Source organism: Streptomyces sp. yr375 (assembly GCF_900110755.1).
Lineage (GTDB): Bacteria > Actinomycetota > Actinomycetes > Streptomycetales > Streptomycetaceae > Streptomyces.
Genome location: NZ_FOFF01000001.1, coordinates 98,312 through 124,625, shown reverse-complemented (window position 1 = coordinate 124,625; position 26,314 = coordinate 98,312). Strand labels below are relative to the sequence as shown.

Genomic DNA, 26,314 nt, shown 5'->3' with positions numbered 1-26,314 from the left:
TCGTGGTGCGCGGGGAGGGGCGGCCGTCACCGGGAGCGGTGCGCGGCCGGGTCGAGGGCCGCGTCGAGGGCGGCGGCGACTGCCGTTACGTAGGGGGCCCGCACCAGTGCGTAGTGATCGGCGTCGCAGTCGTGTCGTACGAGACCGTCCGGCACCCGGTCGGCCCAGCGGTCGGCGGCGTGCAGGGCGGCGCCGGTGGTGCTCTGGTGGAAGTGCACGGGCCCCGTGGCCACGGGGGGCCGGTAACGGGCGGCGGCCAGCAGGCCGGTGCGGAAGACGGCGTAATGGCGGGCCAGTTCGCCGCTCTCGAAGGCCGGTGCGGAGCCGTCCGCGGCGAGCGCGGCGGCGACGGCCCGCAGCCGGGCCGGGGTGTCGGCGGCCGTGAGCAGTGCGGCACGCAGGGCGTCGCGCGCGGCGTCGTCCGGGTCCGCCCCGGCCGACCGGGCCAGGTCGTCGTGGAACCACTCCAGCAGGGCGGTCTCGTCGGCGGGCACGTCCGTGGTCCCGGGATAGGCGGTGTCGAGCAGGGTGAGGGTCGCCACCTCCTCGCCGTCGGCCCGCAGTTGGTGGGCCATCTCGTAGGCGAGCAGCCCCCCGAGGGACCAGCCGGCCAGGTGATACGGGCCGTGCGGCCGGACCTCGCGCAGGGCGGCGACGTGGACGGCGGCGAGTTCCGGCACGGTGGCCGGGACGGCGGCGGTAGTGGTAGCGGGGGCCGTCAGACCCGGTGCCGTCAGGCCGTACACCGGCCGTCCCGGTCGTAGCGCTGTCGCGAGTGCGCGGTAGCACAGGACGTTGCCGCCGACGGGGTGGACGAGGAAGAGCGGGGCCAGGTCGCCGTCCGGCCGGATGCGCACGACGGTGTCCGGCCGCTCGGGCCGTCGCCCGGCGCGCAGGGCCTGTGCCTGCCGGGCCACGGTCGGGTGTTCCAGCACGGTGGACACCGACAGGCGTTCGCCGAAGGCCTCGTTGATCCGGCCGATGAGGCGCAGGGCGTCGATCGAGTGCCCGCCCGCGGCGAAGAAGTCGTCGTGGGCGCCGACCGGTCCGGTGCCGAGGAGCCCCTCCCAGATGCGGGCGAGACGGGTCTCGGTCGCACCGTGGGGCGGCCGGGACGGAGCCCGGCGGAGTGTGTGCGCCGGGTCCGGGGCGGGCAGCGCCGCCCGGTCGAGCTTGCCGTTGCGGGTGAGGGGCAGCGCGTCGAGCAGCACCCACGCCGAGGGCACCATGTGGCCCGGGAGCCGGGTGCGGGCGTAGGAGTCCAGTCCCGCACGGGTCGCGGCCTCGTCCGCCGCGCCGTCGCCGGTGACGACCGCGTAGCCGGTCAGGCGTTCGCCGTGCAGCAGGACCGCGCAGCCGCCGACCGAGGGGTGCTCGGCGAGTACGGCCTCGATCTCGCCGGGCTCGACCCGGAAACCGCGGATCTTCATCTGGTGGTCGGTGCGCCCCGCGTACTCGAGGGCGCCGTCCGCCCGGTGCCGGGCGAGGTCGCCGGTGCGGTAGAGGCGGCGGGTGACGCCGTCCGGGCCGGTGTGCTCGACGAACCGCTCGGCGGTCAGGTCCGGGCGCCCGTGGTAGCCGAGGGCCAGTCCGACGCCTTCGAGGAACAGCTCGCCGGTGACGCCCGTCGGCACCTCGGACAGGCGGGCGTCCAGGACGTGGGTGCGCATGTTGGCGATGGGCCGGCCGATCGGCACGGTGTCCCCGGCGTCGGGCCGACACCGCCACGCGGTGACGTCGACGGCTGCCTCGGTCGGGCCGTACAGGTTGTGCAGCTCGACGTCCGGCAGCAGGTCGAAGAAGCGGGTCTGCACCTCGTGCGGCAGGGCCTCGCCGCTGCACACGACGCGGGTGAGACCGGCGGCGAGCCGCACCGCGACGGGATCGTCGAGGAAGACGCCGAGCATCGACGGCACGAAGTGCACGGTGCTGACGCCCTCCTCGTCGACGAGACCGGCCAGGTAGGCGGGGTCCCGCTGGCCGCCGGGCCGGGCGAGGACGAGCGTGGCGCCGGTGAGCAAGGGCCAGAACAGCTCCCACACCGACACGTCGAACGTGTAGGGCGTCTTGTGCAGGACGGGTTCGCCGGGGGTGAGCCCGTAGGCGTCCTGCATCCACAGCAGCCGGTTGGCGATCGCACGGTGGGAGACCACCACACCCTTGGGGGTGCCCGTCGAACCCGAGGTGAAGATCATGTAGGCGGGATCGTCCGGACCGGCGGCGACGGCTTCGGGGGTGGGGGCAGAGGCGGACTCGGCTCCCGGGTCCGGCCACGGCTCGTCCGCGACGACGACGGTGACACCGGAGGCGTCGACGGAAGCGGAGTCGTCGGCGCAGGCATCCGGCCCCAACTCCCCCAACCTTCCCGCCAGTTGGCCGTCCGCGACGACCAGGCGGATGCCGGCCTCCGCGAGCAGCCCCCGGGTGCGCGCCTCGGGGTGCTCGGGGTCCAACGGCACATACGCGGCACCGGACTTGAGCACCCCGAGCAGGGCCACCGGCAGCGCGAGGGAGCGGTCCATCAGCAGACCCACGAAGGTGCCGGGGCGGGCCCCGAGGGCTCGCAGCCGGGCGGCGAGGCGTTCGGCGCTCTCGTCGAGCTGCCGGTAGCCGAGCCCCGCGCCGTCGAAGCGGACCGCCGTCGCGTCCGGCGTCAGCCGCACCTGACGGTCGATCAACTCCACGAGCGTGTGCGGAAGTTCGTAGTGCTTGACGGTGTCGTTCCACGCGGCGTGGCGACGGCGGTCCTGCGGCGGGACCAGGTCGGAGGCGAAGCAGTCCTGGTCGGGGGCGTCGGCGAGGGCTCGCAGCGCCGCCGTGTAGGAGGCGTGCACCGCGGCGATCCGTTCAGCGGTGAACCGCGCCGCGTCGTAGCGCAGGCCGAGTTCGAGCAGACGGCCGTCGGGCGTACGGGAGAACTCCGCGCCGAACGCGACGTCGGTGGCGGCCTCCCCGGTCTCCTCCAGGACGGTGAACTCCGCGCCGGACGGCCTGCCTTGTTCGACGTGGAAGTGGGTGTAGTTGAAGAAGGTCTCGAACGGCGAGGCCCCGCCGTTGCGGCGCACGACCTCGGCGAGCGGGTAGCGCCGGTGGTCGTGCACGCGCAGGTCGAGGTCGGCGACGCGGCGCACGAGGTCCCGCCAGCTCTCCCGGGTGAGGGCGAGGCGGAAGGGCAGGGTGTTGAGGAACGCGCCGACGACCTTGTCGCCGTCGACCTCCTCGGTACGGCCGTTGAGCACCACGCCGGTGGTGATCTCGTCGCCGCCGCCCATCAGCGCCATGACCCGCGCGTGCGCGGCGAGCAGGACGATGCGCAGCGGCACGCCGAGTGCGGCGGCGAGCGCGGACAGCCGCTCGTGGAGCCCGGCGGGCAGCGGTGCGTGGTGCCAGGTCATCCGGGGCGGTCCGGCGGCCGTGGTGCCGCGCGGCAGCCGGGTCACGGGTGCGCCCTCGGTCACCTCGTTCCAGAAGTCCCGCTGGGCGGGGTCGGCGAGCGCGGCGAGTTCCAGTGCGACGAAGGAGGCGAAACGGGACCGCGGCGCGGGGGCAGGCGGCGTGGCACCGTCGTCCCCGTTCCCCTCCCCGTCCCCGTACTCGTACTCGTACTCGTCGGCGCAGAGCCGGACGTAGCGGGAGGCGAGTTCGGTGAGGAGGGAGCGCTCGCTCCAGCCGTCCATGACCGCGTGGTGCTCGGCGATGAGCAGTTGGAAGGCCGTGTCGGTGCGGCGCTGCACGTGGAAGCGGATCAGCGGCGCGTCGTCCCAGGCGAACGGGCGGGCGCGCTCGGCCTCGTAGCGTGCGGCGACGGCCGCTTCCCGCGTGGTCTCGTCCAGCCCGCGCAGGTCCTCGAAGGTGATGCGGGGGCGGGCGTCGCGGTGGACGAGTTGGAGGGGCTCGCCGAATCCGTGCGGGTCGAAGGAGGTGCGCAGCATCTCGTGCCGGGCCCCGGCCTCGGCGACCGTCCGCCGCCAGGCCCGCTCGGACCAGGGTGCCTCGATGTGGTAGGAGGCGACGTTGTGGTACACCCGGCCTGCGCCCGCGGGCAGGTCGCTGTGGAACAGCATTCCGGCCTGGAGCCGTGTCATCGGGTAGGCGTCGTCCAGCCCGGCGGGCAGCGCCGCGCGGTCCGCGTCGGCCAGCAGCGAGAAGGGCTGATACGACGGCTCGTCGGACGGCGCGTCCAGGTCCCCGTCCCCGTCCCGGACGACCGCCCCGGCGAGACCGCGCACGGTCTGGTGCCGCATCAGGTCGGCGACGGCGAAGCGCAGTCCGCGGTCGCGGGCGCGGGCGAGCACCTGGAGCGAGCGGATGGAGTCGCCGCCGAGGGCGAAGTAGTTGTCGAGCGCGCCGATCCGCTCGTGCCCGAGAACCTCCCGCCAGATCTCGGCGAGCGCCGTCTCGACCGGCCCGCACGCCGGCTCGTGGGCGGCGCCGGACCCCAGGGCCGCCGCCCCCTCGGTGCCGGGGACCGGCAGGGCGCGCCGGTCGACCTTGCCGTTGGCGGTGAGGGGGAACGCCGGCAGGGTGACGAACGCGCCGGGGATCATGTAGCCGGGCAGCCGGGCGGCGAGGTGCGCGCGCAACACGTCGGCGGAGAGGGGGCCCGCGCCGTCCGAGGAGGTCTCTGCGGTCTGTGCGGCCGGTACGACGTACCCGGTCAGGAGCGGGTTGCCGGTGGCGTCCGGGACCACGCGGGCGACGGCGGCGGCGACTCCGGTGTGGGCGGTGAGGGCCGCCTCGATCTCGCCCAACTCGATGCGGAAGCCCCGCAGTTTGACCTGGTCGTCGATGCGGCCGAGGTACTCCAGCTCGCCGTCCGTGCGCAGCCGGGCGAGGTCGCCGGTCCGGTACAGCCGCTCCCCCGAAGGAAGCGTGGGGAAGCGTTCGGCGGTCAGCTCGGGCCGGTTGAGATAGCCGCGGGCCAGACCCGCCCCGGCGACGTACAGCTCACCCACGACGCCCTGCGGCACCGCCCTGCCCCGCCCGTCCAGCAGGTGCAGCCGCAGGTCGGGGATGGGCACGCCGATGACGCTGCCGCGTCCTTCCTCGGCGTCGCGAGCGGTCAGCGGACGGTAGGTGACGTGCACGGTGGTCTCGGTGATGCCGTACATGTTCACCAGGCGGGGCGCCGCGTCGCCGTGCCGCCGGAACCAGCCGCGCAGCGCGCCGACGTCCAACGCCTCGCCGCCGAACACCACTTGCCGCAGGGCGAGTTGGACTCGGTCAGGGCACTGTTCGTCGACGCGGTCGAGCTGGTGGAAGGCCGACGGCGTCTGGTTGAGGAAGGTCACCTTCTCGTCGCGCAGCAGCCGGTGGAACTCCTCCGGGGACCGGCTGGTGGCGTACGGCACGACGACGAGCCGGCCGCCGTGCAGCAGCGCGCCCCACAGCTCCCACACGGAGAAGTCGAAGGCGATGGAGTGGAAGAGGGTCCAGACGTCGTCGGCGCCGAAGCCGAACCAGTGGTCCGTCGCGGAGAACAGCCGGGTGATGTTGCGGTGCGGCACCAGGGTGCCCTTGGGGCGTCCCGTGGAGCCGGAGGTGTAGATGGCATAGGCGAGGCCGTCGGGGGTGACACCGCTGTCGGGGGCGGTGCCCGGCAGCCGGTCCAGTTCGGCCGCGTCGGCCACCAGGTCGACGGCGCGCAGGTCCGGGGCGTCCCACAGCGGGCGGGTCGCGGTGGTGCCGACGACGTGGCCGAGGCCGGCGTCGCCGACGATGTGGCGCAGGCGCTCCGGCGGGTTGTCGGGGTCGAGGGGCAGATACGCGCCGCCCGCCTTGAGGATGCCCAGCAGGCCGACGACCAGTTCGGCGGAGCGGGGGACGCACAGGCCGACGAGGGTGCCGGGACCGACGCCGAGGGCGCGCAGGCGGTGGGCGACCTGGTTGGCACGGCGGTCGAGCTCGCCGTAGCCCACACGGCGCTCGCCGTCGGTGACGGCGACGGCGTCGGGTGTGCGGGCGGCGTGCTCGGCGAACACCTCGTGGGCGCAGGGCGCGGGGCCAGCAGCCGCAGCGGGCATGGCGAGCGCGGCGGGCGCGGCGGGCGCGGCGGGCTTGGACGTAAGGGGTAGTTGCTCGTCGTCCGAGAGCATCGGCAGCGCGGACAGCGGCAGGTGCGGCGCGCTGACGGCGGCGTCGAGCAGCCGCAGATAGTGCCGGGTGAACCGCTCGACGGTGGCGGCCCGGTAGAGGTCGGCCCGGTACTCCAGACGGAGGCGCACCCCACCGCCGGACTGCACGATGTCGAAGGTCAGGTCGAACTTGGCCGTGTCGGCGGGCCCTTCGAGCAGCCGGACGCGGGGGCCGGGCAGCTCCGCCGTGGCCGCGTCCTCGTCGTGGAAGCCGAAGAGCACGTCGAAGAACGGGGCCCGCTCGGTGCTGCGCCCGGGGTTGAGGTGCTCGACGATCCGCTCGAACGGCAGGTCCTGGTGGTCCTGGGCGTCCGCGACGGTGTCCCGCACACTGCTCACGTGGTCATGGAACCGGGGGTCCTTGGTGAGGTCCGCACGGATCACGAGGGTGTTGACGAACAGCCCGACCGTGTCCGCGAACTCCTTGCGGCTGCGACCGGCGACGGGGGTGCCGATGAGGACGTCCTCGGTGCCGGAGTAGCGGCCCAGCACGATCTGGAGGGCGGCGAGCAGCGCCATGAAACGGGTGCTGCCGGTGTCCCGGCAGACCTGGTCGAGCCGCCCGAGCACGGCGTCCGGCAGCGGCACCTCGTACGTGGCGGCCGTGCGCGGCGCGGGAGCCTCGGGGCCGGGCGTGGCCGTCGGCCGGTGGTCGGCGGGGATCGCGGAGGCGGGCAGCTCACCGCCCAACTGCCCGGCCCAATAGGCGAGCTGCCGCTCGGCGGCCGGACCGCGCAGCCATTCCTCCTGCCATTCGGAGAAATCGGCGTACTGGAATTCCGGTTCCTCGACGCGAATGTGATCGCCGTGATCCGATCCGGCGGCGTATTCCCCGAGGAGTTCCCGTAGCAGAATTTCCGCGGACCATCCGTCGCCGACGATGTGATGCATCCCGAGCGCCAGTACGGCGCCTTCCGGGCGGCGCAGCAGGGCGGCCCGGAACAGGGGCCCGGCGGCGAGGTCGAAGGGCCGCCGGTACTGCGCGTCCAGCCACCGCCGTGTTCCCTCGGCCCCGCTGCCGTCCACCGTCTCCACCGTCTCCACCGACCAGTCGAGCCGGGCGGCGGCGTCCACGTACTGCGTCAAATCCCCGTCGCCCAGGGCGAACCGGGTGCGCAGCGCCTCGTGCCGGTCGAGCAGGCGCTGCGCGCAGACCCGTATCAGGTCCACGTCCACGTCCACGTCGGCGTCGAACACGCAGAAGACCGGCATGTGGTACGTGGGCCTGCCGTCCTCCATCTCCTGGAGGAAATACATCCGCTGCTGCGCTCGCGAGGCCCGGAAAAGGGCGACGGCAGCCTCCCCGGACAATTCTGTGGACGGTTCTCCCTGAACAACCGGAGCGACCTGGACGACCGGAACGGCCGGAACGATCGGAACGTGAGTGGCCAAGACGACTCCCTCGACCGTCACGCCTTTTCTGACGCGCGGCACCAATTCACCTGCTGGGCGAATCCCACGCTAGGCGCGCACGGCGTTTCGAATAAGTCCCGACCTGCCGGTCCCCGGAACACGTGACACGAGCCCCAGGACGAGGGGTGCTTGCTCGATCGGGTGAATCTCGTGGTTCGTGAGCTGTGGCGATGGTCCGCCGGACCGCCTGGAATCGGGCGGAATGATGGGTTCGGCGGGCTTCACTCCCGTTCTATGGGCATACCGGTTGCTTCTAGGGTGCGGATCATGAGCATTCCTACCGAACCGATCGGCAGCCTTCCACGTCCACCCGCGCTGATGCAGGCGTCCGAGGACCACGCCGCGGGACGCGTGAGCGACGCGGACCTGGCCCGCGTCCAGGACGAGGCCGTCGCGGACACCCTTGCCCGGCTGGAGAAGCTGGGCAGCCCGGTCCTGGTCGACGGCGACCAGCGCAAGCCGAGTTCCCTCACCTACCCCCTCACCGGCCTGGCGGGCCTTGGGCCCGACGGCGCGGTCATCCCCTTCTCCGACGGGCACACCCGGCAACTGCCCGTCCTGACCGGCGGACCGTTCCGCTATCAGGTGCGGGCCGACAGCTACCTGCGCGCCGCCCGCGCCCACACCAGCCTCCCCGTCAAGCAGTCCGTGGTCGCGCCCTCGGCCCTCAGCCTGCTCTACCCGGCCGACGGCATCGACGGTTACCCCCGCGAGACGTTCCTCGGCGACCTCGCCGACGAGGCCGAGGCGGAGATCCGCAGCTGCCTCGACGCGGGCGCGCACCGCGTGCAACTGGACTTCACCGAGGGCCGGTTGTCGTTGAAGCTCGACCCGTCCGGCACCCTCCTCGACAGCTTCGTCACCCTCAACAACAAGGTCCTGGCCCGGTTCACCGCAGCCGAGCGGGCCCGCATCGGCGTGCACACCGACCCCGGAGCCGACCACGGCGCCACCCACAGTCAGGACGTCGACTACGCCGAGTTGCTGCCCAGACTGTTCCAGCTCACGGTCGGCAACTTCTCCCTCCAACTGGCCGGCGAGCCCGACCGCGAGCGCGTCCTGAAGATCGTCGCCGACCAACTGCGCCCCGGAGTCCGCGTGTTCGTGGGCGTCACCGACCCGATCGACCCCCGTATCGAGACCCGCGAGGAGGTACGCGACCGCGTCCTGGAGGCTGCCCGCCATATCCCGGTCGCCCAGTTGGGCACCTGCGACGACGCCGGCTTCGCCCCCTTCGCCGACGACACCTCCACCTCGCGAGAAACGGCCTTCGCCAAGATCGAGGCCCGCCTCCGCGGCACCGAACTCGCCGCCCAGGCCCTCGGCCTGTAGTCACCGTCAGCACAGGCGCGCGGGCGCCTGGCGGGTCGACCACCACCCCCGCCGCAACCTCTGCCGCCGCTTCAGAACCCGATAGCCCCGGCACATCCGCGACAACCCGCGCCAATCCGCGCCAATCCGCGCCAAAAAAACGAGGGGCGGTTCCGGATTTCTCCGGAACCGCCCCTCATCTACGACTCTTTCAAGTCGGGACGACAGGATTTGAACCTGCGACCCCTTGACCCCCAGTCAAGTGCGCTACCAAGCTGCGCCACGTCCCGCAACGTTTCCGCTGCGGTGAGCTGCGGGAACGCGCAGGTGAACCTTACCGTACGAGGGTGGGTGCGGTGGTCGGCGTCTCGCGGGCGGCCGGGGCCGATGGGCGGGCGGCGCGCCGGACGGGGACCAGCAGGGCGGCGAGGGCCGCGCCCAGACAGAGCAAGGCCAGCAGGGTGAAGCCGTGGGTGTAGCCGGAGTCGTAGGGCAGGCCCGACGGCTGGAGGCGGCCGGTGACCAGGACGCCGGTGACGGCTGCTCCGATGGAGCCGCCGATGGTGCGGATGTTGGCGTTCATGCCGGTCGCGGCGCCGGTCTGCGCGGCGGGGACACTGGCGACGATCAGGTTGGCCATCGAGGCGAAGGCGAGACCGATGCCGAGGCCGAACACGCCTGCCACGAAGGCGACTTGCCACCGCTCGTCGTGCCAGAGGGCGAGGAAGCCCAGCGCGAGCGCGCCCAGTGCGGCACCGGCCGTGAGCAACGCCTTTGCGCCCACGCGGGGTTCGAGGCGACCACTGAGCACGCCGGAGACGAACATCGCGACCAGCATCGGCAGCATCAGGAGTCCGGACGCGGTGACGCTCGCGCCGAAGCCGTAACCGACCGTGCTCGGGGTCTGCACGAAGCCGGGCAGGAAGGACCAGATCGCGTACATGCCCGCGCCGAACAGCAGGGCGGCGAGGTTGGTGGTCCACACCGCCGGCAGTCGCATGATGCGCAGGTCGATCAGCGGGCTGCGGGAGCGGGCCTCGACCGCCAGCCACAGTGCGAACAGGGCGACGGCCACGGCGAACAGGCCGACCACCCGAGCCGAGCCCCACCCCCAACTGCCCGCCTTGCTCAGCGGCAGCAACAGGGCCACCAGCCAGCTCGACAGCAGCACCGCGCCGAGCCAACTGACGTTGCCCTCACCCCTGTTGGGCGACTCGGGAACGTAGCGCAGGGCGATCAGGACCACGACGGCGACGATGCCGACGGGGATCCAGAACAGCCACCGGTAGTCGAGCGCGGAGACGATCGGACCGGCCGCGACCATGCCGACGCCACCGCCGGCGGCGATCACGGCGGACAGGTTGCTGATGCTGCCGGGCACCCGGGCCGGGGCGAACTCGTCCCGGATGATGCCGAAGGACAGCGGGACCAGGGCGCCGCCCACGCCCTGCACCACGCGGGCGACGATCAGGACGCCGATGTTCGGCGCGAGCGCGGCGAGCAGGCAGCCCGCCAGGACGGTGACGAGGACCGCGACGAGGGTGCGCTTCTTGCCGATCAGGTCGCCGACGCGGCCGAGGATCGGTGTGAAGACCGACGCGGACAGCAGATACGCGGTCATCACCCAGGTCGCCGTGGACTGCGAGGTGTGCAGGGCGTGCTGGAGGGTCGGCAGGGCCGGCGCTATCAGCGACTGAAGCATGGAGAACACGCCCGCACCGGTCGCGAGGACCGCGAACGTGAGGCGGGTGGACTTGCGGGGCATGGCGAAGCCTCTCGGCAAGAGGATCGGGAAAAGGATCAGGAAATGGATCGGCAAGACGCAGGATCGGGAAGACGATCGGGAAGACGCGAAGAGGGCCTCGGACTGTTAAAGTGGAGGCACCCCTCCACAATAGCGGAGGCCTACCTCCGGTTCAACCGAGTCCGCCCAGGAGGCAGCAGTGCCGGCCCAGCAGTTCCCCGTCAGCGAGGTCGTCGCGGCCCAGCGCCCCAGCCGTAAGGACGCCGCCCGCAACTACGACGCGCTGCTCGCCGCCGCGCGCGAGGCGTTCGCCGAGCACGGCTCGGAGGCCTCGCTGGAGGACGTCGCCCGGCGCGCGGGCGTCGGCATCGGCACGCTGTACCGGAACTTCCCGACCCGCCGGGCGCTCTTCGAGAGCGTCTACGCGGACGACGTCAACGCGTTGTGCCGGTCAGCCGTGGACTTCGCCGGGCTGCAGCCGTGGCAGGCGCTCACCGCCTGGCTCGAGCGGTTCACCGGCTACATGGTCACCAAGCGGGCGGTGCGCGAGGCGCTGGAGGGCGAGTCTGAGATCTTCCAGGCCTGCCGCGACTCGATGTACGCGGCGGGCGGCCCGCTGTTCGAGCGGGCGCAGCAGGCGGGGGTGGCCCGCACGGACATGGACTTCGGCGATCTGCTGCGGCTGGTCGCCGGCGTCACGGGGACGACCTTCGTGGACGACGCCCAGCGCGACCGCGTCCTGGCCATCGCCCTGGACGGGGTACGCGCCGGGCGCTGAGCCGCCCGCGGCCACCGACTACCGCTCCCTGCTCCCGGTCAGTCCGCGAGCGGGTGCTGCGGGTCCAGCAGTTCCGCGATCCGCTCGACGATCGGCTGCGCGGTGTTGGTGCCGGGCGCGTTCGGGCCGACGGTCGTCGACACCGCGATGGACAGCCGCTTGTGCGGCTCGTACGCCATCACGGCCGCGTAGCCGAAGAAGGACGGGTTCTGCACCACCCAGCCGTTCTTGACGACGACGCCGACGCCGAAGTGGAAGTCCTCGGTCATCGGCAGGCAGACGGTGGCGGGGCAGATGTCCGTCGGGTGTCCGAGGCCGACCGTGCCCGGGTTCAACTGGGTGCGGAAGGCGGCCCGCGAGAGCAGTTCGCCCGAGCCGATGGCCTGGCCGGAGCGGGCGAGGTCGCAGACGTCCTGGGTCAGGACGGCGCCGGGGGCGGTGGTCCAGGACGGGTTGAAGAAGGTGGACTCCTCGTACGTGCCGCGTTCGCTGTCGTAGGCGTGCAGGACGGGTGGCGGGATGAGCGCGGTGTCGTTGTTGCGCGTGTTGCGCAGATCGAGCGGGTCCATGATCCGCTCGCGCAGGAGGCGGTCGAGCGGGGTGCCGCTGATCTTCTCCAGGGCGCGGCCGAGGAGGACGAAGTTGGCGTGCGAGTAGCTCCAGTTGGTGCCGGGCTCGTACCAGAGGGGGTGACTCAGGGAGAACCCGACGACCTCCTCCGGCGTCCAGTGCTGCCACGGGTCGGCGTAGAGCTTCTTCAGGAAGGCCGGGTCGGTGACGTAGTCGTGCAGGCCCGAGGTGGAGTCGCCGAGCATGCGCAGGGTGATCTTGTCGCCGTGCGGCAGGTCGGGCAGCCAGCGGGAGACGGGGGCGTCGAGGTCCGCCTTCCCCTCGTCGACCAGTTGCAGCAGGACGGTGCCCATGAAGGCGATGCCGACGGACCCGGTGCGGAAGTGCATGGCGGGGGTCGCGGGGACGTCCGTCAGGGACTCGCCGACCGCGCCGGTGACGATCTCCCGCCCGTCGACGGTCACCTTGACGAGGGCCGCCTTGAGGTCCAGCTCCTTCTTGGCCTGGCGGACGATGTCCAGGACCTGGCGGGCCTGGCCCTTGGGCTGCCGGGTGGCGGTGCACGCCTGGTCATGGCGGTCGGGGAGGGCGCTCGCGACCGCCGTCTGGAGGGTGGAGGCGAGGAGCGCGGCGGCACACAGCAGCGCCGCACGGCTACGGGAGCGGGTACGGGTACGGGCACGAGTAGGGGTATGCGTCATATGCGCACTATGGGCTGATCTTCACACCGGCCCCGCCGCCAACACTCCGGACACCGCCGCCCGGGACCCGTACGGAGGAAGCAGGAGGAGCAGCAGAAGCACCCGGACGCGAGCCGGGACGGCCGTCAGCGGCTCGTCGGGCGCCCGTGGGCGCGCACGGGTGCCGTGGAGTCCCGTACCCGCAACTCGACTGCCAGGACGGTCGGTTCGGGTGGGGGTGGCTGGTTCTCGATGGTCGCGGTGAGGACGGCCACGGCGTGGGCGGTGACGGCGGCGAAGTCCTGCCGGAGGGTGGTGAGCGGCGGGGTGAGGTAGGCCGCGACGGGGATGTCGTCGAAGCCGACCACGCTGACGTCGTGCGGGACGGTCCGGCCGGCCTCGGCGAAGGCCCGGAGCAGGCCGATCGCCGTGTCGTCGTTGGCGGCGAACACGGCGGTGACGTCCGGGAGTCGGGCGAGTTCCCGGCCCGCCGCGAAGCCGGAGGCGGGGGTCCAGTCGCCCTCGGCGGGCAGCGCAGGCTCGGGCGCGTCGGCGGCGGCCAGCGCCTCGCGCCAGCCCTGTACGCGGTCGCGGGCGCCGAACCAGTTCTGCGGGCCGGGGACGTGCCACACCGTGCGGTGGCCGAGGGCGAGCAGGTGCTCGGTGGCCAGCCGGGCGCCGGCGACCCCGTCGGTCCGGACGACGGCGCTGCGGCCGCCCGCCGTGTCGACCGGGCCGCACAGGCCGACGACCGGCAGGTCGGTGTGCAGGCGGGTCGGCGTGCCGACGTCGACCGGCTCGACGAGGACGACGCCGTCGACGCCCTGCTCCAGGAGCGATTCGGCGGCGACGGCGCTCCCCCGCCCCTCCCGGGTGGTCGCCAGCGCGAACGCGTACCCGGCCCGTCGCACGGCCTGCTCCAGGCCGAGGAGCAGGGACGTCGGGCCGTGCAGCGCGGAGCCGGGGGAGACGACGCCGATCCTGCGGTAGCGGCCCAACAGGAGGGCGCGGGCAGCGGTGTTGGGGCGGTAGTCCAGTTCGCGGACGGCCCGCAGGACGCGGTCGCGGACCTCGGGGCTGACATGCGGCTCGCCGTTGACGACCCGCGACACCGTCTTCTGCGAGACACCGGCCGCGCGGGCGACCTCCGTCATCCCGGGCCCGTGCCGTGGCTTGCTCGACGGCGCATGGGCACGCTCCCGTCAAGGCTCCCGCCAGGACTCCCGTCGGGGCTCCCACTGGTGCTCCGCTTGGGGCGCCGGCCACGCAGCCAAGCCGGTCTACGACCTCCCGAGGACCGGCCTGACTACGTAGTCATTCCAGTCTTCGCGGCGGACCGGCCCACGTCAAGACCTGCCTCGCCCGCCTCACCTGTCTCATAGGGCGGCTGCACACACTCTTCCCGGTCACTCCAAGGCCGACACGCAGAATTTTCCCGCCGCTCCGCGCCACGCCGGGAATGTGCGTTCCGATGCGGACATGCGGTCCAAAGGAACCTATTTCTTACGGCCGTTCATGTTTCCACACTGTGAGTAAGGAGTGAACGCGGCGGCGCCCGAAAGGAATTCCACCGTTTTCCTACGCCCTGGTCATGCGCCCTCGACTGACCGAAAAGCTACGGCTGGATACCGGCCGCCCGATCGATCGTTGACCAGTGAGTAACAAGCGCACTAACTTTCAACGCGTTTCGAGCACGCGCTTTAGAACGGCGTTCCGGTGGACCTGAACCTGGTCCCGTCCGGAATCCGGTGAGCCGCCATTGCTGTCCCGAATCCCCCACCGTGCAGTCTCACCCTTGATTCGGAGAATCATGAAGTCCGCTGTGCGTTCCGAGGACATGATCATCGGCATCACTCCGTTCGGCGAACCCGACGCGGGTCTCGCTCTCGCCGTCGGCCGGGCCGGTGGTCTCGGCGTACTCGATCTGGGGTCCGGCGACCGAAGATCCCGCGAGGCCCTCGCCCGCCTGCGCCGCGCGTCCCCGGGCGGCTTCGGCGTCCGGGTCGGCGCACACTGCCGGCTCACCCCCGCCGACCTGGGATCCGACGGCCCGCACACGGTCGTCCTGACTGCCGAGGCAGTCACCGCGGCGGCCGCCGCCTCGTCGTGGCCGGTCGCCGACCTCGCCGCGCGCCACCGCGTGCTGGTGGAGGTCACCGACCTGGCGGGCGCGCGGGACGCGGTGCGCGCCGGGGCGCACGGTCTGATCGCTCGCGGTGCCGAGTGCGGTGGCCGGATCGGCGAGCTGAACACCTTCGTCCTGCTCCAACAGCTCCTGGCCGCACCCGAGTTGGACCTGCCGATGTGGGCGTGCGGCGGTATCGGTCCGCGTACGGCCGCCGCCGCGGTGGCCGGCGGGGCGGCCGGTGTCGTCCTGGACAGCCAGCTCGCGCTGCTCGCCGAGTCGGCGCTGCCCGAGCCTGCCGCGGCGGCGCTGCGCACTCTCGACGGCTCGGAGACCGTCGTCCTGGCCGGTCACCGGGTCCTGCTGCGGCGCGGCGCGGACGCCCCGCGGCTCGCGGCGGACGCCGGGCCGGAGGCGGTGGCGGCCCTGCTCGGCGCGCAGGACCCGCGCACCCAACTGCTCCCGGTGGGCCAGGACGGTTTCCTCGCCGCCCGGTTCGCCGAGCGCTGGGGCGACGTCCGGCGCACGGTGCGCGGGCTGCGCGACGCGGTCCTGGACGCCGTACGCGACGAGACTGCCGTACGGGCGCTGCGCGGCGGGTCGCCGATGAGCCGGGCGCTCGGGACTCAACTGCCCGTCGCGCAGGGGCCGATGACGCGGGTGAGCGACGGGGCCGCGTTCGCGGCGACGGTGGCGACGGACGGGGCGCTGCCGTTCCTCGCGCTGGCGCTGGCGGACGGCGCGCGGACCCGGGCGATGCTGGCCGAGACCAGGGACGCGGTGGCCGGCCGACCGTGGGGCGTGGGCGTGCTCGGCTTCGCGCCGGAGGACGTGCGCACCGCCCAGTTGGCGGCCGTACGGGAACTGCGGCCGACGCACGCGATCATCGCGGGCGGACGGCCGTCCCAGGCACAGGCGTTGGAGCAGGACGGCATCCGGACCTTCCTGCACGTGCCGTCGCCGGGGCTGCTGCGGCAGTTCCTGGAAGCCGGGGCACGCCGGTTCGTGTTCGAGGGCTCGGAGTGCGGCGGGCACGTCGGACCGCGCGGCAGCTTCCCGCTCTGGGAAGCCCAACTGGCCGTTCTCAACGACTACTTGGGCGGCGGTGACGCGTCGGACGTCGAGGTGTTCTTCGCGGGCGGGGTGCATGACGAGCGGTCGGCGGCGATGGTCGCCGCGCTCGCCTCGCCGCTGACCGCGCGCGGGGCGGCCGTCGGCCTGCTGATGGGCACCGCCTACCTGTTCACCGAGGAGGCGGTGGCGCACGGGGCGATCCGGCCGCTCTTCCAGCGGCAGGTGATGGCCGCCGAGCGCACCACGCTCCTGGAGTCGGCCCCGGGGCACGCCACGCGCTGTGTGCCGAGCCCGTTCGCCGCCGGCTATCGCGAGCAGGAGGCCCGGCTGCGCGCCGAGGGCGTCGGCGACCGGCGGATCTGGGAGGAGCTGGAGCGGCTCAACGTCGGCCGGCTGCGCATCGCCAGCAAGGGCGCGACCCGGGACGCCGACGGCTCCCTCACCCCGGTCGACGAGCAACGCCAGCTCGCCGAGGGGATGTTCATGGCCGGGGAGGTGGCCGTACTGCGCTCGGCGACCACCACGGTCGCGGCGCTGCACGCGTCGGTGACCACCGGTGCCGCCGAGCATCTCGCCCTGCGTGCCGCCGAGTTGGGCCTGTCGTGGGAGATGCGGGAGCCGGTGGCGGCGGCCCCGACACCGCTCGACATCGCTGTCGTAGGGATGGCCTGCATGTTCCCGCAGGCACCCGACCTGCCCACCTTCTGGGCGAACGTCGTCGGGGGCGTGGACGCGGTCGGCGAGGTCCCGGCCGACCGCTGGGACCCGGCCGTCCACCACGAGCGGTCGACGCCGTCCAAGTGGGGCGGCTTCCTGCCCCGCATCCCCTTCGACCCACTGCGCTACGGCATCCCGCCCGCCTCCCTCGGCAGCGTCGAGCCGGTGCAGTTACTGTCCCTGGAGGCCGCCCGGCGGGCCCTGGAGGACGCCGGATACGGCGACGGGGGACGGGAGTTCGACCGCTCGCGCACCTCCGTGGTGTTCGGCGCGGAGGCGGGCAGCGACCTGTCGAACGCGGCGACGCTGCGGGCGGTGCTGCCCTCGTACTACGGCGAGGTCCCGGCGGCGCTGGACGAGCAACTCCCGCAGCTCACCGAGGACTCCTTCCCCGGCATGCTCGCCAACGTCATCTCCGGGCGGATCGCCAACCGGCTCGACCTCGGCGGCGCGAACTACACCGTCGACGCCGCCTGCGCGTCCTCGCTGGCCGCCGTCGACGTCGCCTGCAAGGAGCTGGTCGGGGGCACCTCCGACGTGGTGCTGTGCGGCGGCGCGGACCTGCACAACGGCATCAACGACTTCGTCCTGTTCTCGTCCGTGCACGCGCTGTCCCCGACCGGCCGCTCCCGGGCCTTCGACGGTTCGGCGGACGGCATCGCGCTCGGCGAGGGCGTGGCCTGCGTCGTCCTCAAGCGGCTCGCCGACGCCGAACGCGACGGCGACCGGATCTACGGCGTCATCAAGGGCCTCGGCTCCTCCAGCGACGGCCGCTCCCTCGGCCTCACCGCCCCCAGGCCCGAGGGCCAGCGCTCGGCCCTGGAGCGGGCCTACCGCAACGCGGGCGTCTCCCCGGCCGACGTCGGGCTCGTCGAGGCGCACGGCACCGGGACGGTCGTCGGCGACCGCACCGAACTCCGCATCCTCAGCGAGGTGTTCGGCGAGGCCGGAGCCAAGCCGGGCGGCTGTGTGATCGGTTCGGTGAAGTCGCAGATCGGGCACACCAAGTGCGCCGCCGGACTCGCCGGGCTGATCAAGACCCTGCTGGCCCTGCACACCGGCATCCGGCCGCCCACCCTGCACGTCGACGCACCCAACCCGGCCTGGGACGCGGACAACAGCCCCTTCGCCTTCCACGCACAGGCCCGGCCCTGGGCGACGCCCCCGGCGGAACGGGTCGCCGGGGTCAGCGCGTTCGGCTTCGGCGGCACCAACTTCCATGTGGTGCTGGCCGCTTACGCCGACGGCGTGCCGCCGGTGCGCGGACTGGACGCCTGGCCGGCCGAACTGTTCGTCTTCCGTGGCCGCGACGAGGCCACGGCCCACCGCGCCATGACGGAACTCCTCAAGGCCGCGGAGGCGGAGGGCCGGCCGTGGCGGCTGCGCGACCTGGCGCTCAGCGCGGCGCGCCGCTCGGACGCGCTCGGTGATCCGGCACGGGTCGCGGTCGTCGCCACCGACGTGGACGACCTGATCGCGAAGCTGCGCGGCGCACTCACCGACGCCTCCGAACACCAACCGGCACCGGGGGTCCACCGGGCCGGACCGGACGCGCCCGGCGACGCCAAGGTCGCCTTCCTCTTCCCCGGCCAGGGAAGCCAGCGCACCGGCATGCTCGCCGACCTGTTCGTCGCCTTCCCCGAACTGCGCGCCTACCTGGAACTGGGCCGCGCCCACGCCGACACCCTGTACCCGCCGGCCGCCTTCGACGACGCCGTACGCCACCGGCAGCGGGCCGCGCTCACCGACACCCGCGTTGCACAGCCGGCCCTGGGCATCGCGGGCCTCGCCGCGCACGCCGTGCTCACCGCGGCCGGGGTACGGCCCGACATGGCCGCCGGACACAGCTACGGCGAACTGGTCGCCCTGTGCGCGGCCGGCGCCCTGACCCCGGAAACCCTGCTGGAGCTGAGCGCGGAGCGGGCGGCGGCGATCCTCGAAGCCGCCGGGTCCCGCACGGCCGGTGACGGTGATCCCGGGACCATGGCCGCCGTCTCGGCCGGTGCCGAGGAGGTGGCGCAGGCGCTGAAGACGACGGCCGCGCCGGACTCCGTCGTCGTCGCCAACCGCAACTCGCCCACGCAGACGGTGATTTCGGGGCCGTCCGACGCCGTCGCCGAGGCCGCACGGCTGCTTCGCGCGGCCGGTCTCGGGGCCAAGCGCATCCCGGTCGCGTGCGCCTTCCACAGCCCGCTGGTCGCCGGGGCCGGCGACCGGTTCGCCGGGGCGCTCGCGGCCCGCCCGGTGCACGCGCCCGAGTTCCCCGTGTGGTCCAACCGCACGGCCGCCCCGTACCCGCTCGACGCGGACGCGGTACGGACCGAACTCGCCGCCCAGATCGGCGCGCCGGTCGCGTTCGTCGAGCAGATCGAGGCGATGTACGAGGCGGGGGCGCGGGTCTTCGTCGAGGCCGGTCCTGGGTCGGTGCTGACCCGGCTGGTCGGGCAGATCCTCGGCGACCGTCCGCACCGCACGGTGGCCTGTGAGCCCCGGCCCGGCGGCGGACTGCGCGACTGGCTCGACGCGCTGGCCAGGCTCGCCGTCGCGGGGCAGCCGGTGCGCACCGGGTGGCTGCTGCGCGGCCGGGACGCGGTGGACGCCGTCCGCACCCCGGTGCCCAAGCGGCCCGGCTGGACGGTCGACGGGCAGTTGGTCCGCACCGCCGCCGGCGCCCTCCTGCCCGGTGCGCTCGCACCGGCCCGACGAGTCGTGGACCCCGCCGAAAGGACAGCGACGACTGTGACGACGAACCCTGCGCACGGAGTCCCGTCCGACGGGGACGCGCTGATCTCCGAATTCCTGCGCACCAGCCGGGAGATGATCGCCGCCCAACGGGACGTGCTGCTCACCTACTTGGGGTCCACCCCGAGCGCGCAGATCGCCTCGCCCGTGCTGGTGACCTCGCCGCAGGTCGTCCAGGTCGTACCGCAACTCCCCAGTCCGCAGCCCGAGATGGCGGCCCCGGCGGCGCACCCGGCCGCCGTGCCCGCCATCGAGGAGCCGGCCGGTACGACCGACGTCCAGCAGCTCGTCCTGGAGATCATCAGCGAACGCACCGGCTACCCCATCGACATGATCGAGCCCGACCTCGACCTCGAGGCGGACCTCAGCGTCGACTCCATCAAACGGGCCGAGATCGCGGGCGAGTTGGCCAAGCGGCTGGGCGGCGGGGCCGGCGCGGACCTCACCGCGATGGACGACGACGAGCTGGAGGAGCTGACGAAGGCGCGCACGGCCGCCGCGGTCACCGACTGGCTCACGGCCCGACTGGGGGCACCGGCGACCGAGTCCGGTGAATCCACCGTGGCCGGGAAGCCCGTACCGGCCGCGGAGGTCACGGAGGAGGCCACCTCGAAGGTGACCGGTGAGCCGCCCAGGCGGCTCGTGCTGACGCCGGTCCTGCTCGCCGACGCCCCCGCCGACCCGGCGAGCGTCCTCTCCGGCACCCGCTGGACCGTCCTCGGGGAGGACTCCGCCGAGGTCACCACGCGACTGGTGTCGCACGGGGCCGAGGTCGACGTCCGCGCCCGTGATCACGTCCTGTCGGAGGCGGACGGGCAGGTGGACGGCGTGCTGTACCTCGGGGCCCTCCCGGCCGCCGACGACACGCCCGTCCTGCCCGACGCGTTCCCCGTCCTCAAGGCGGCCCTGGCGCGCGGTCCGCGCTGGCTGCTGGCCGTCCGGGGCGTCGACGACGACGCGCCCGACGCCCGGACGGCGGGGCTGCGCGGCCTGTTCCGGACCGTGGCTCACGAGTACCCGCAGACCCTCGCCCGGGTCGTCGACCTCGCCGACGCCTCGCCGTCCGCCGTCGCGGACGCGGTGGTCGCCGAGGCCGTCGCGCCGGACCGCACCCCGGTGGTGCTGCGGACGGCGGCCGGCCGGCATGGCTTCGAACTGGTGGACGCGCCGCTCGGCGCGCTCGGCAGCACGGGCGCGGGACCGGCCGGGGACGGGGCGGCGGAGGCCGCCGCGCTCGGGCTGGACCGGGACTCGGTGGTGCTGCTGGCGGGCGGCGCGCGGGGCATCACCGCGCAGTTCGCCGCCGCGCTCGCCGGTGCCGCCCGCTGCCGTCTCGAACTGCTCGGCCGTACCCCCGCCCCGGAGGGTCCCGAGGCCGCGGACACCGTGGCCGCGCGCACCCCGGCCGAACTGCGCGCGGCGCTCGCCGCCCGCGGCGGCATGAAGCCGGTCGAGATCAACCGCGCCGCCGAACTCCTGCTGGCCCAGCGGGAGATCACCGCGACGCTGAGTGAACTCACCGCGCTGGGCAGCCGGGTGCGCTACCGCTCCGTCGACTTCCGGGAGCCCGCGGCGGTGCTCCAGGCGGTGAAGGAGATCCACGCCGAGCACGGCCGGCTCGACGGGGTGGTCCACGCGGCCGGGGTGATCGAGGACCGGCTCGTCGCCGAGAAGACCGCCGAGTCCTTCCAGCGGGTCTACGGCACGAAGGCGACCGGCGCGGACGCCCTGCTCACCGCGCTGGAGGAACTGCCCGCCGCACCCGCGTTCACCGTGCTGTTCGGCTCGATCTCCGCGGTCCTGGGCAACCGGGGCCAGGTGGACTACGCCGCCGCCAACGACGCGCTGGAGACCCTCGGCGCGGCCTTCGCCGCCCGCGGCGGGCATCGCGCGGTGACCGTGCACTGGGGTCCGTGGGCGCCCGCCGCCGGTCACGGCGGCATGGTCGGGGCGGAGTTGGCCCGTGAGTACGCCCGGCGCGGCATCCGGCTGATCGACCCCGAGGAGGGCACCGCCGCGCTGCTGCGGGAGCTCGCCTGGGGCGAGGAGTCGGCCACTGCCGTCGTCTACACCGCCTCGGGCTGGTGACGGCCCGTCAAGTCCCGGTAGCCATCGTCGGGATGGCGGTGCTGCTGCCGGGCGCGGGCGACCTGGACGCGTACTGGCGGAATCTGCGGGACGGCGTGGACGCGATCCGGGAGGTGCCGGACGGGCGCTGGGACGCCGAGTACTACCGTCCCGGCAGCGCGTCCGGCCCGGCCGTCGCGGACCGGGTGTACGCGCGGCGGGGCGGGTTCGTGGACGGACTGGCGGAGGTGGAGGTCACCCGGTTCGGGATCATGCCGAACTCGGTGGCCGGGACCGAGCCCGACCAGTTGATCGCCCTGCACGTGGCCTCGGCCGCCCTCGACGACGCGGGCGGTACGGACCGGCTGCCGGACCGGGGGCGCGTCGGCGTCGTCCTCGGCCGGGGCGGCTATCTCACCCCTGGCCTGGTCCGGCTCGACCAGCGGGTCCGGACGGCGGGCCAACTCGTGCGCACACTGGGCGAGTTGCTGCCCGATCTGACGGGCAATCAACTGGACCGGGTGCAAGCGGCGTTCACCGAGCGGCTCGGTCCGGACAGTCCCGAGTCGGCGATCGGGCTGGTGCCCAATCTCGCCGCGTCCCGCGTCGCCAACCGGCTGGACCTGCGCGGACCGGCGTACACAGTGGACGCGGCCTGCGCCTCGTCGCTGGTCGCCGTGGACCAGGCGGTGGGCGAACTCGCCTCCGGGCGCTGTGACCTGATGCTCGCCGGGGGCGTCCACCACTGCCACGACATCACCCTGTGGAGCGTCTTCTCGCAGCTTCGCGCGCTCTCCCCCAGCCAGCGCAGCCGCCCCTTCCACCGGGACGCCGACGGCATCCTGATCGGTGAGGGGACGGGCGTCGTCGTCCTCAAGCGGCTCGCGGACGCCGAGCGCGACGGCGACCGGATCTACGCCGTGATCCGGGGCACCGGAGTGGCGAGCGACGGCCGGGCGGCCGGGCTGGTCAACCCCGATCCGGGCGGTCAGGCGCAGGCGGTGCGGCAGGCCTGGCGGGCCGCCGGGCTCGACCCCGCCGCACCCGGCTCGATCGGCCTGCTGGAGGCGCACGGCACCGCGACCCCGGCGGGCGACAACGCCGAACTCACCACGCTGGCCGAGGTGTTCGGCCCCGCCGACGGTGAAGGCCAAGGGGCAGGTGAAGGGGAAGGTGAACGTGACGCGGTACTCGGGTCGGTCAAGTCGATGATCGGGCACACCATGCCCGCCGCCGGGGTCGCCGGCCTGGTCAAGGCCGCGCTCGCCGTCCACCACCGCACCCTGCTCCCGACGCTGCACTGCGACGATCCGCACCCGGCCCTGGCCCGCACCCGGTTCCGCACCCTGGAGAAGGCCGCCGACTGGGAGACCACCGCCGCACAGCCCGTACGCCGGGCCGCCGTCAACGCGTTCGGGTTCGGCGGGATCAACGCGCACGTGGTGCTGGAGGAGGCACCGGGTGCGCGCGGGCCCCGTCCCGTCGCCCCGGCCCGTCCGGCGCTTCACGTCACCGAACCCGAGCGAATCCTGTTGCTCGCCGCCGACTCCCCCACCCACCTCGCCGCCCTCCTGGACGCCGACGACAGCACCGTACGGGCCGCCGGACTCGACCCCGCCCACCCGCATCCGGACGCGGGCCCGGCCCGGCTCGGCATCGTCGACCCGACCGCCAAGCGCCTCGCCCTGGCCCGGCGCGCGATCGCCAAACAGCGGCCCTGGCACGGTCGCAGCGACGTCTGGTTCCGGCCGAGCCCGCTGCTGGGCGAAGGCCACGGCAGGCTGGCGTTCCTGTTCCCCGGCCTGGAGGGCGACTTCACCCCCCAAGTCGACGACGTGGCAGCCCACTTCGGGATATCGGCCCTCCCCGTCGACGAGGACCGGACCGGCGACGTCGGCCGGCACGGCTTCGGCGTCGTCGCCGTCGGCCGCCTCCTCGACGCGGCGCTGCGCCGCAGCGGGATCGTGCCGGACGCGGTCGCCGGGCACAGCGTCGGCGAGTGGACGGCGATGGCGGCGGCCGGACTGTACGCCGGGGACGAGGTCGACGCCTTCATGGCGGGCTTCGACCCGGACTCGGTGACGGTCCCCGGGCTCGCCTTCGGCGCGATCGGCGCGTCCGCCGAACAGGTCCTGACCGCCCTGCGCGAGGCGGGCGGGACGGCGGCGGGCCTCGTGCTGTCGCACGACAACGCGCCCGGCCAGTCCATGGTGTGCGGCCCGGAAGCGGCGGTCGACACCTTCGTACGGGCCTTCCGCGCCCGGGGTGTCCTCAGCCAGGTGCTGCCGTTCCGGTCGGGCTTCCACACGCCGATGCTCCGACCCCATCTCGGCCCGATCAAGGAGGCCGCCGACCGGTTCCGGCTGCATCCGCCGCACACCCCGGTCTGGTCGGGGACGACCGCCGCGCCGTTCCCCTCGGACGAGGCGGGGATCCGGTCCCTGTTCGTCCGGCACCTGCTGGAACCCGTCCGCTTCCGGCAGTTGGCCGAGTCCCTGTACGCGGCCGGGCACCGGGTGTACGTCCAGGTCGGCCCCGGCCAGCTCGGCTCCCTCGTCGGCGACACCCTGGGCGGCCACGACCACCTGGTCGTCGCCGCCAACTCACCCCACCGCACCGGCCTCGCCCAACTCCGCCGGGTTGCTACCGCGTTGTGGGCAGCCGGGGCGACGGTGGCACCCTCACTGAGGCCTGCGGCGGACACCGCCAAACCCCAACGTCCCTCGGTGCAGCTGGACTTGGGGGGCTCCCTGATCTCCCTCGCGCCCGAGAGACTCACCGAGCTACAGGCCGAGCTCCGTTCCGCAGCCGCCCCTGCCCGTACGGCAAGCGTCAGCGGACCATCACCGCTGGACGCCCTCGTCGCCCGCTCGCCGATGGCCGCCGAACTCAGCGCCCTGCTCCGCGAGACGGCGGACACGGCCGCGGCCCTCATGACCACCAGAACGAGCAGGGTCGCAACCCCCGCACCACAGCAGCCAGTTGGCCCGACGCACACCACCGCCCACGTCTCCCCCGACACCATGCCCTACCTCCTGGACCACTGCTTCTTCCCGCAGCGGCCCGGCTGGCCCGATGTCGCCGACCGGTGGCCGGTCGTCCCGGCGACGACGATCGTGCAGCACATCGTGGACGCGGCAGTGCACGCGGCTCAGGTATCGGCACCCGGCGCGGTGCCGGTCGCCGTGCACGGCGCGCGGTTCGAGGAGTGGCTCACCGCCACCCCCGCCGTCGACGTACCGGTGACCGTGACCCCCGAGGACCCACAGGCACCAGAGGACTCGCAGGTCCCGCAGGTCCCGGAGGCCCCGCACCGGCTCGCCGTCTCCTTCGGTCCCCGGGCCCGCGCCACGGTGGAACTGGCCCCGGCGTACCCCGCGCCCTCCCCCGCCCCCTGGCCCGTCGACCCCGGCACCGAGCGCGCCCCGGAGCACACCGCCGCCCAGCTCTACGACGAGCGCTGGATGTTCCACGGCCCGGCGTTCCAGGGCGTCACCGAACTCACCGCGATCGGCGACCGCCACGTGCGCGGAGTCATCACGACCCCGCCCGCGCCCGGCGCGCTGCTGGACAACGTCGGCCAGATCCTCGGCTACTGGATCATGGCGACCCGGACCGAGCGCACGGTCGTGTTCCCGGTCGGGATGCGCGAGACGCGGTTCCACGGGCCGCATCCGGTACCGGGGACCGAGGTGGGCTGCCTGGTGCGGATCACCGGCCTCACCGACACGTTCCTGGAGGCCGACGTCCAACTGACGGTCGGGGGCGCGGTGTGGGCGGAGCTGTACGGCTGGCAGGACCGCCGCTTCGACAACGACCCCACGACCAAACCCGTAGAGCGGTTCCCGGAGTTCAACACCCTGTCCGAGGCCCGGCCCGGCGGCTGGCAACTGCTGCACGAGCGGTGGCCGGACCTGGCGTCCCGCGAGCTGATCATGCGCAACTCCCTTGGCGGCGTGGAGCGTTCGCAGTACGCCGAGCATCCGCCGCGTGGACGTCGGCAGTGGCTGCTGGGCCGGATCGCGGTCAAGGACGCGGTCCGGCAGTGGCTGTGGGACCAGGGCGAGGGCCCGGTCTTCCCGGCGGAACTGCGGGTGCACAACGACGAGGCGGGCCGCCCGTACGTCACCGGCGTGCACGGTCGTGTCCTGCCCGCGCTGGACGTCTCGCTGGCCCACTGCGCGGAGGCGGGCGTCGCGATCGTCCGGCCGCACACACCGGGCCCCGGCCCCGGGATCGACATCGCCGAGGTCACCGACCGCACCCCGGAGACCCTCGCCGCAGCCCTCGGCACGGACGAACTGCGGCTGCTGCAAAGCCTGTCGACCGACACCGGCGACTCCGAGGCCCGATGGTTCGCCCGGTTCTGGGCGGCGAAGGAGGCCGTCGCCAAGGCGGAGGGCACCGGATTCGGCGGCCGGCCAAGGGACTTCACGGTCCTCGACACGACACCGTCCGGCGACCGGCTGACCGTCGCGGGCCGCCTGGAACGCGCCTACACCGTGCACTGCGCACCGGCCGCCAACCCGCCCCGGCTGCCGGACCGTTCGTACGTGGTCGCATGGACGACGGGACACCCGACCCCAGAGGAGTACGACGCCCGATGACTTCCCCCACTCCCCACACCCCCGCGCCCACAGCCGAGCCCACCGCCGAGGTCACCGCCGACGAGGCGTCCGTCCTCGCCGACCTCACCGGCATGCTCGCGCGGCTTCTGGAGGACGAGTACGGCGTCGACGACGTCGAGATCGGCATGCGGACGACGTTCAACCGCGATCTGGAGCTGGAGAGCATCGACCTGGTCACCCTGGCCGGACTGCTCCAGGAGCGGTACGGCGACCGGGTCAACTTCGCCGAGTTCCTGGCCGGCATGGAGTTCGACGAGATCATCGAGCTGACCGTGGGCCGGCTCGTCGAGTACGTCGTGACCAGCCTGAAGGGTGCGGGGGCGAGCTGAGC

At 73.5% G+C, this 26,314-nt stretch carries 9 protein-coding genes and 1 tRNA gene; 5 read left to right on the top strand and 5 right to left on the bottom strand.

Annotation, left to right across the window (positions count from 1 at the left end; genetic code table 11):
• Positions 1–26: 26 nt before the first annotated feature.
• Positions 27–7,547 carry an amino acid adenylation domain-containing protein gene (locus BMZ82_RS00505; protein WP_305729197.1) on the bottom strand — a complete coding sequence of 2,507 codons (7,521 nt, stop codon included), beginning with the start codon at positions 7,545–7,547 and terminating at the stop codon, positions 27–29.
• Between the two features lie 267 nt (positions 7,548–7,814).
• Here BMZ82_RS00505 and BMZ82_RS00500 point away from each other — a divergent pair, with 267 nt between their 5' ends.
• Positions 7,815–8,879 (top strand): cobalamin-independent methionine synthase II family protein, encoded by a 1,065-nt coding sequence (locus BMZ82_RS00500; RefSeq protein ID WP_093770410.1) that lies wholly within the window; start codon positions 7,815–7,817, stop codon positions 8,877–8,879.
• A 195-nt stretch (positions 8,880–9,074) separates the two neighbouring features.
• Here BMZ82_RS00500 and BMZ82_RS00495 read toward each other — a convergent pair.
• Both BMZ82_RS00495 and BMZ82_RS00490 read right to left on the bottom strand, forming a co-directional pair.
• A tRNA-Pro gene (locus BMZ82_RS00495) sits at positions 9,075–9,148 on the bottom strand.
• A gap of 44 nt (positions 9,149–9,192) precedes the next feature.
• Positions 9,193–10,623: an MFS transporter gene (locus BMZ82_RS00490; protein ID WP_093770408.1), complete on the bottom strand. Its 1,431-nt coding sequence runs from the start codon at positions 10,621–10,623 to the stop codon at positions 9,193–9,195.
• A 178-nt stretch (positions 10,624–10,801) separates the two neighbouring features.
• Here BMZ82_RS00490 and BMZ82_RS00485 point away from each other — a divergent pair, with 178 nt between their 5' ends.
• Complete coding sequence (locus tag BMZ82_RS00485) at positions 10,802–11,380, top strand: TetR/AcrR family transcriptional regulator (protein ID WP_093770406.1); 579 nt, start codon at positions 10,802–10,804, stop codon at positions 11,378–11,380.
• 38 nt (positions 11,381–11,418) lie between these two features.
• Here the strand turns inward: BMZ82_RS00485 and BMZ82_RS00480 are convergent, their stop codons facing one another.
• A complete protein-coding gene (locus tag BMZ82_RS00480) occupies positions 11,419–12,651 on the bottom strand; it encodes a serine hydrolase domain-containing protein (RefSeq protein WP_093770404.1) in 1,233 nt (410 codons plus the stop codon).
• Between the two features lie 125 nt (positions 12,652–12,776).
• Positions 12,777–13,784, bottom strand: a complete 1,008-nt coding sequence (locus tag BMZ82_RS00475; RefSeq protein WP_093770402.1) for a LacI family DNA-binding transcriptional regulator — start codon at positions 13,782–13,784, stop codon at positions 12,777–12,779.
• A gap of 656 nt (positions 13,785–14,440) precedes the next feature.
• Here BMZ82_RS00475 and BMZ82_RS00470 point away from each other — a divergent pair.
• From BMZ82_RS00470 to BMZ82_RS00460, 3 genes are read left to right on the top strand one after another with little or no spacing between them, the layout of a single operon-like run.
• Positions 14,441–21,376, top strand: coding sequence for a type I polyketide synthase (locus BMZ82_RS00470; protein WP_093770400.1), 6,936 nt, complete (start codon positions 14,441–14,443; stop codon positions 21,374–21,376).
• On the top strand, positions 21,373–25,962 hold the full coding sequence (locus BMZ82_RS00465) for a type I polyketide synthase (protein ID WP_093770398.1): 4,590 nt from the start codon (positions 21,373–21,375) through the stop codon (positions 25,960–25,962). The genes BMZ82_RS00470 and BMZ82_RS00465 overlap by 4 nt, the downstream gene beginning before the upstream one ends.
• On the top strand, positions 25,959–26,312 hold the full coding sequence (locus BMZ82_RS00460) for an acyl carrier protein (RefSeq protein ID WP_371270787.1): 354 nt from the start codon (positions 25,959–25,961) through the stop codon (positions 26,310–26,312). The genes BMZ82_RS00465 and BMZ82_RS00460 overlap by 4 nt, the downstream gene beginning before the upstream one ends.
• The last annotated feature ends 2 nt before the right edge of the window (positions 26,313–26,314 follow it).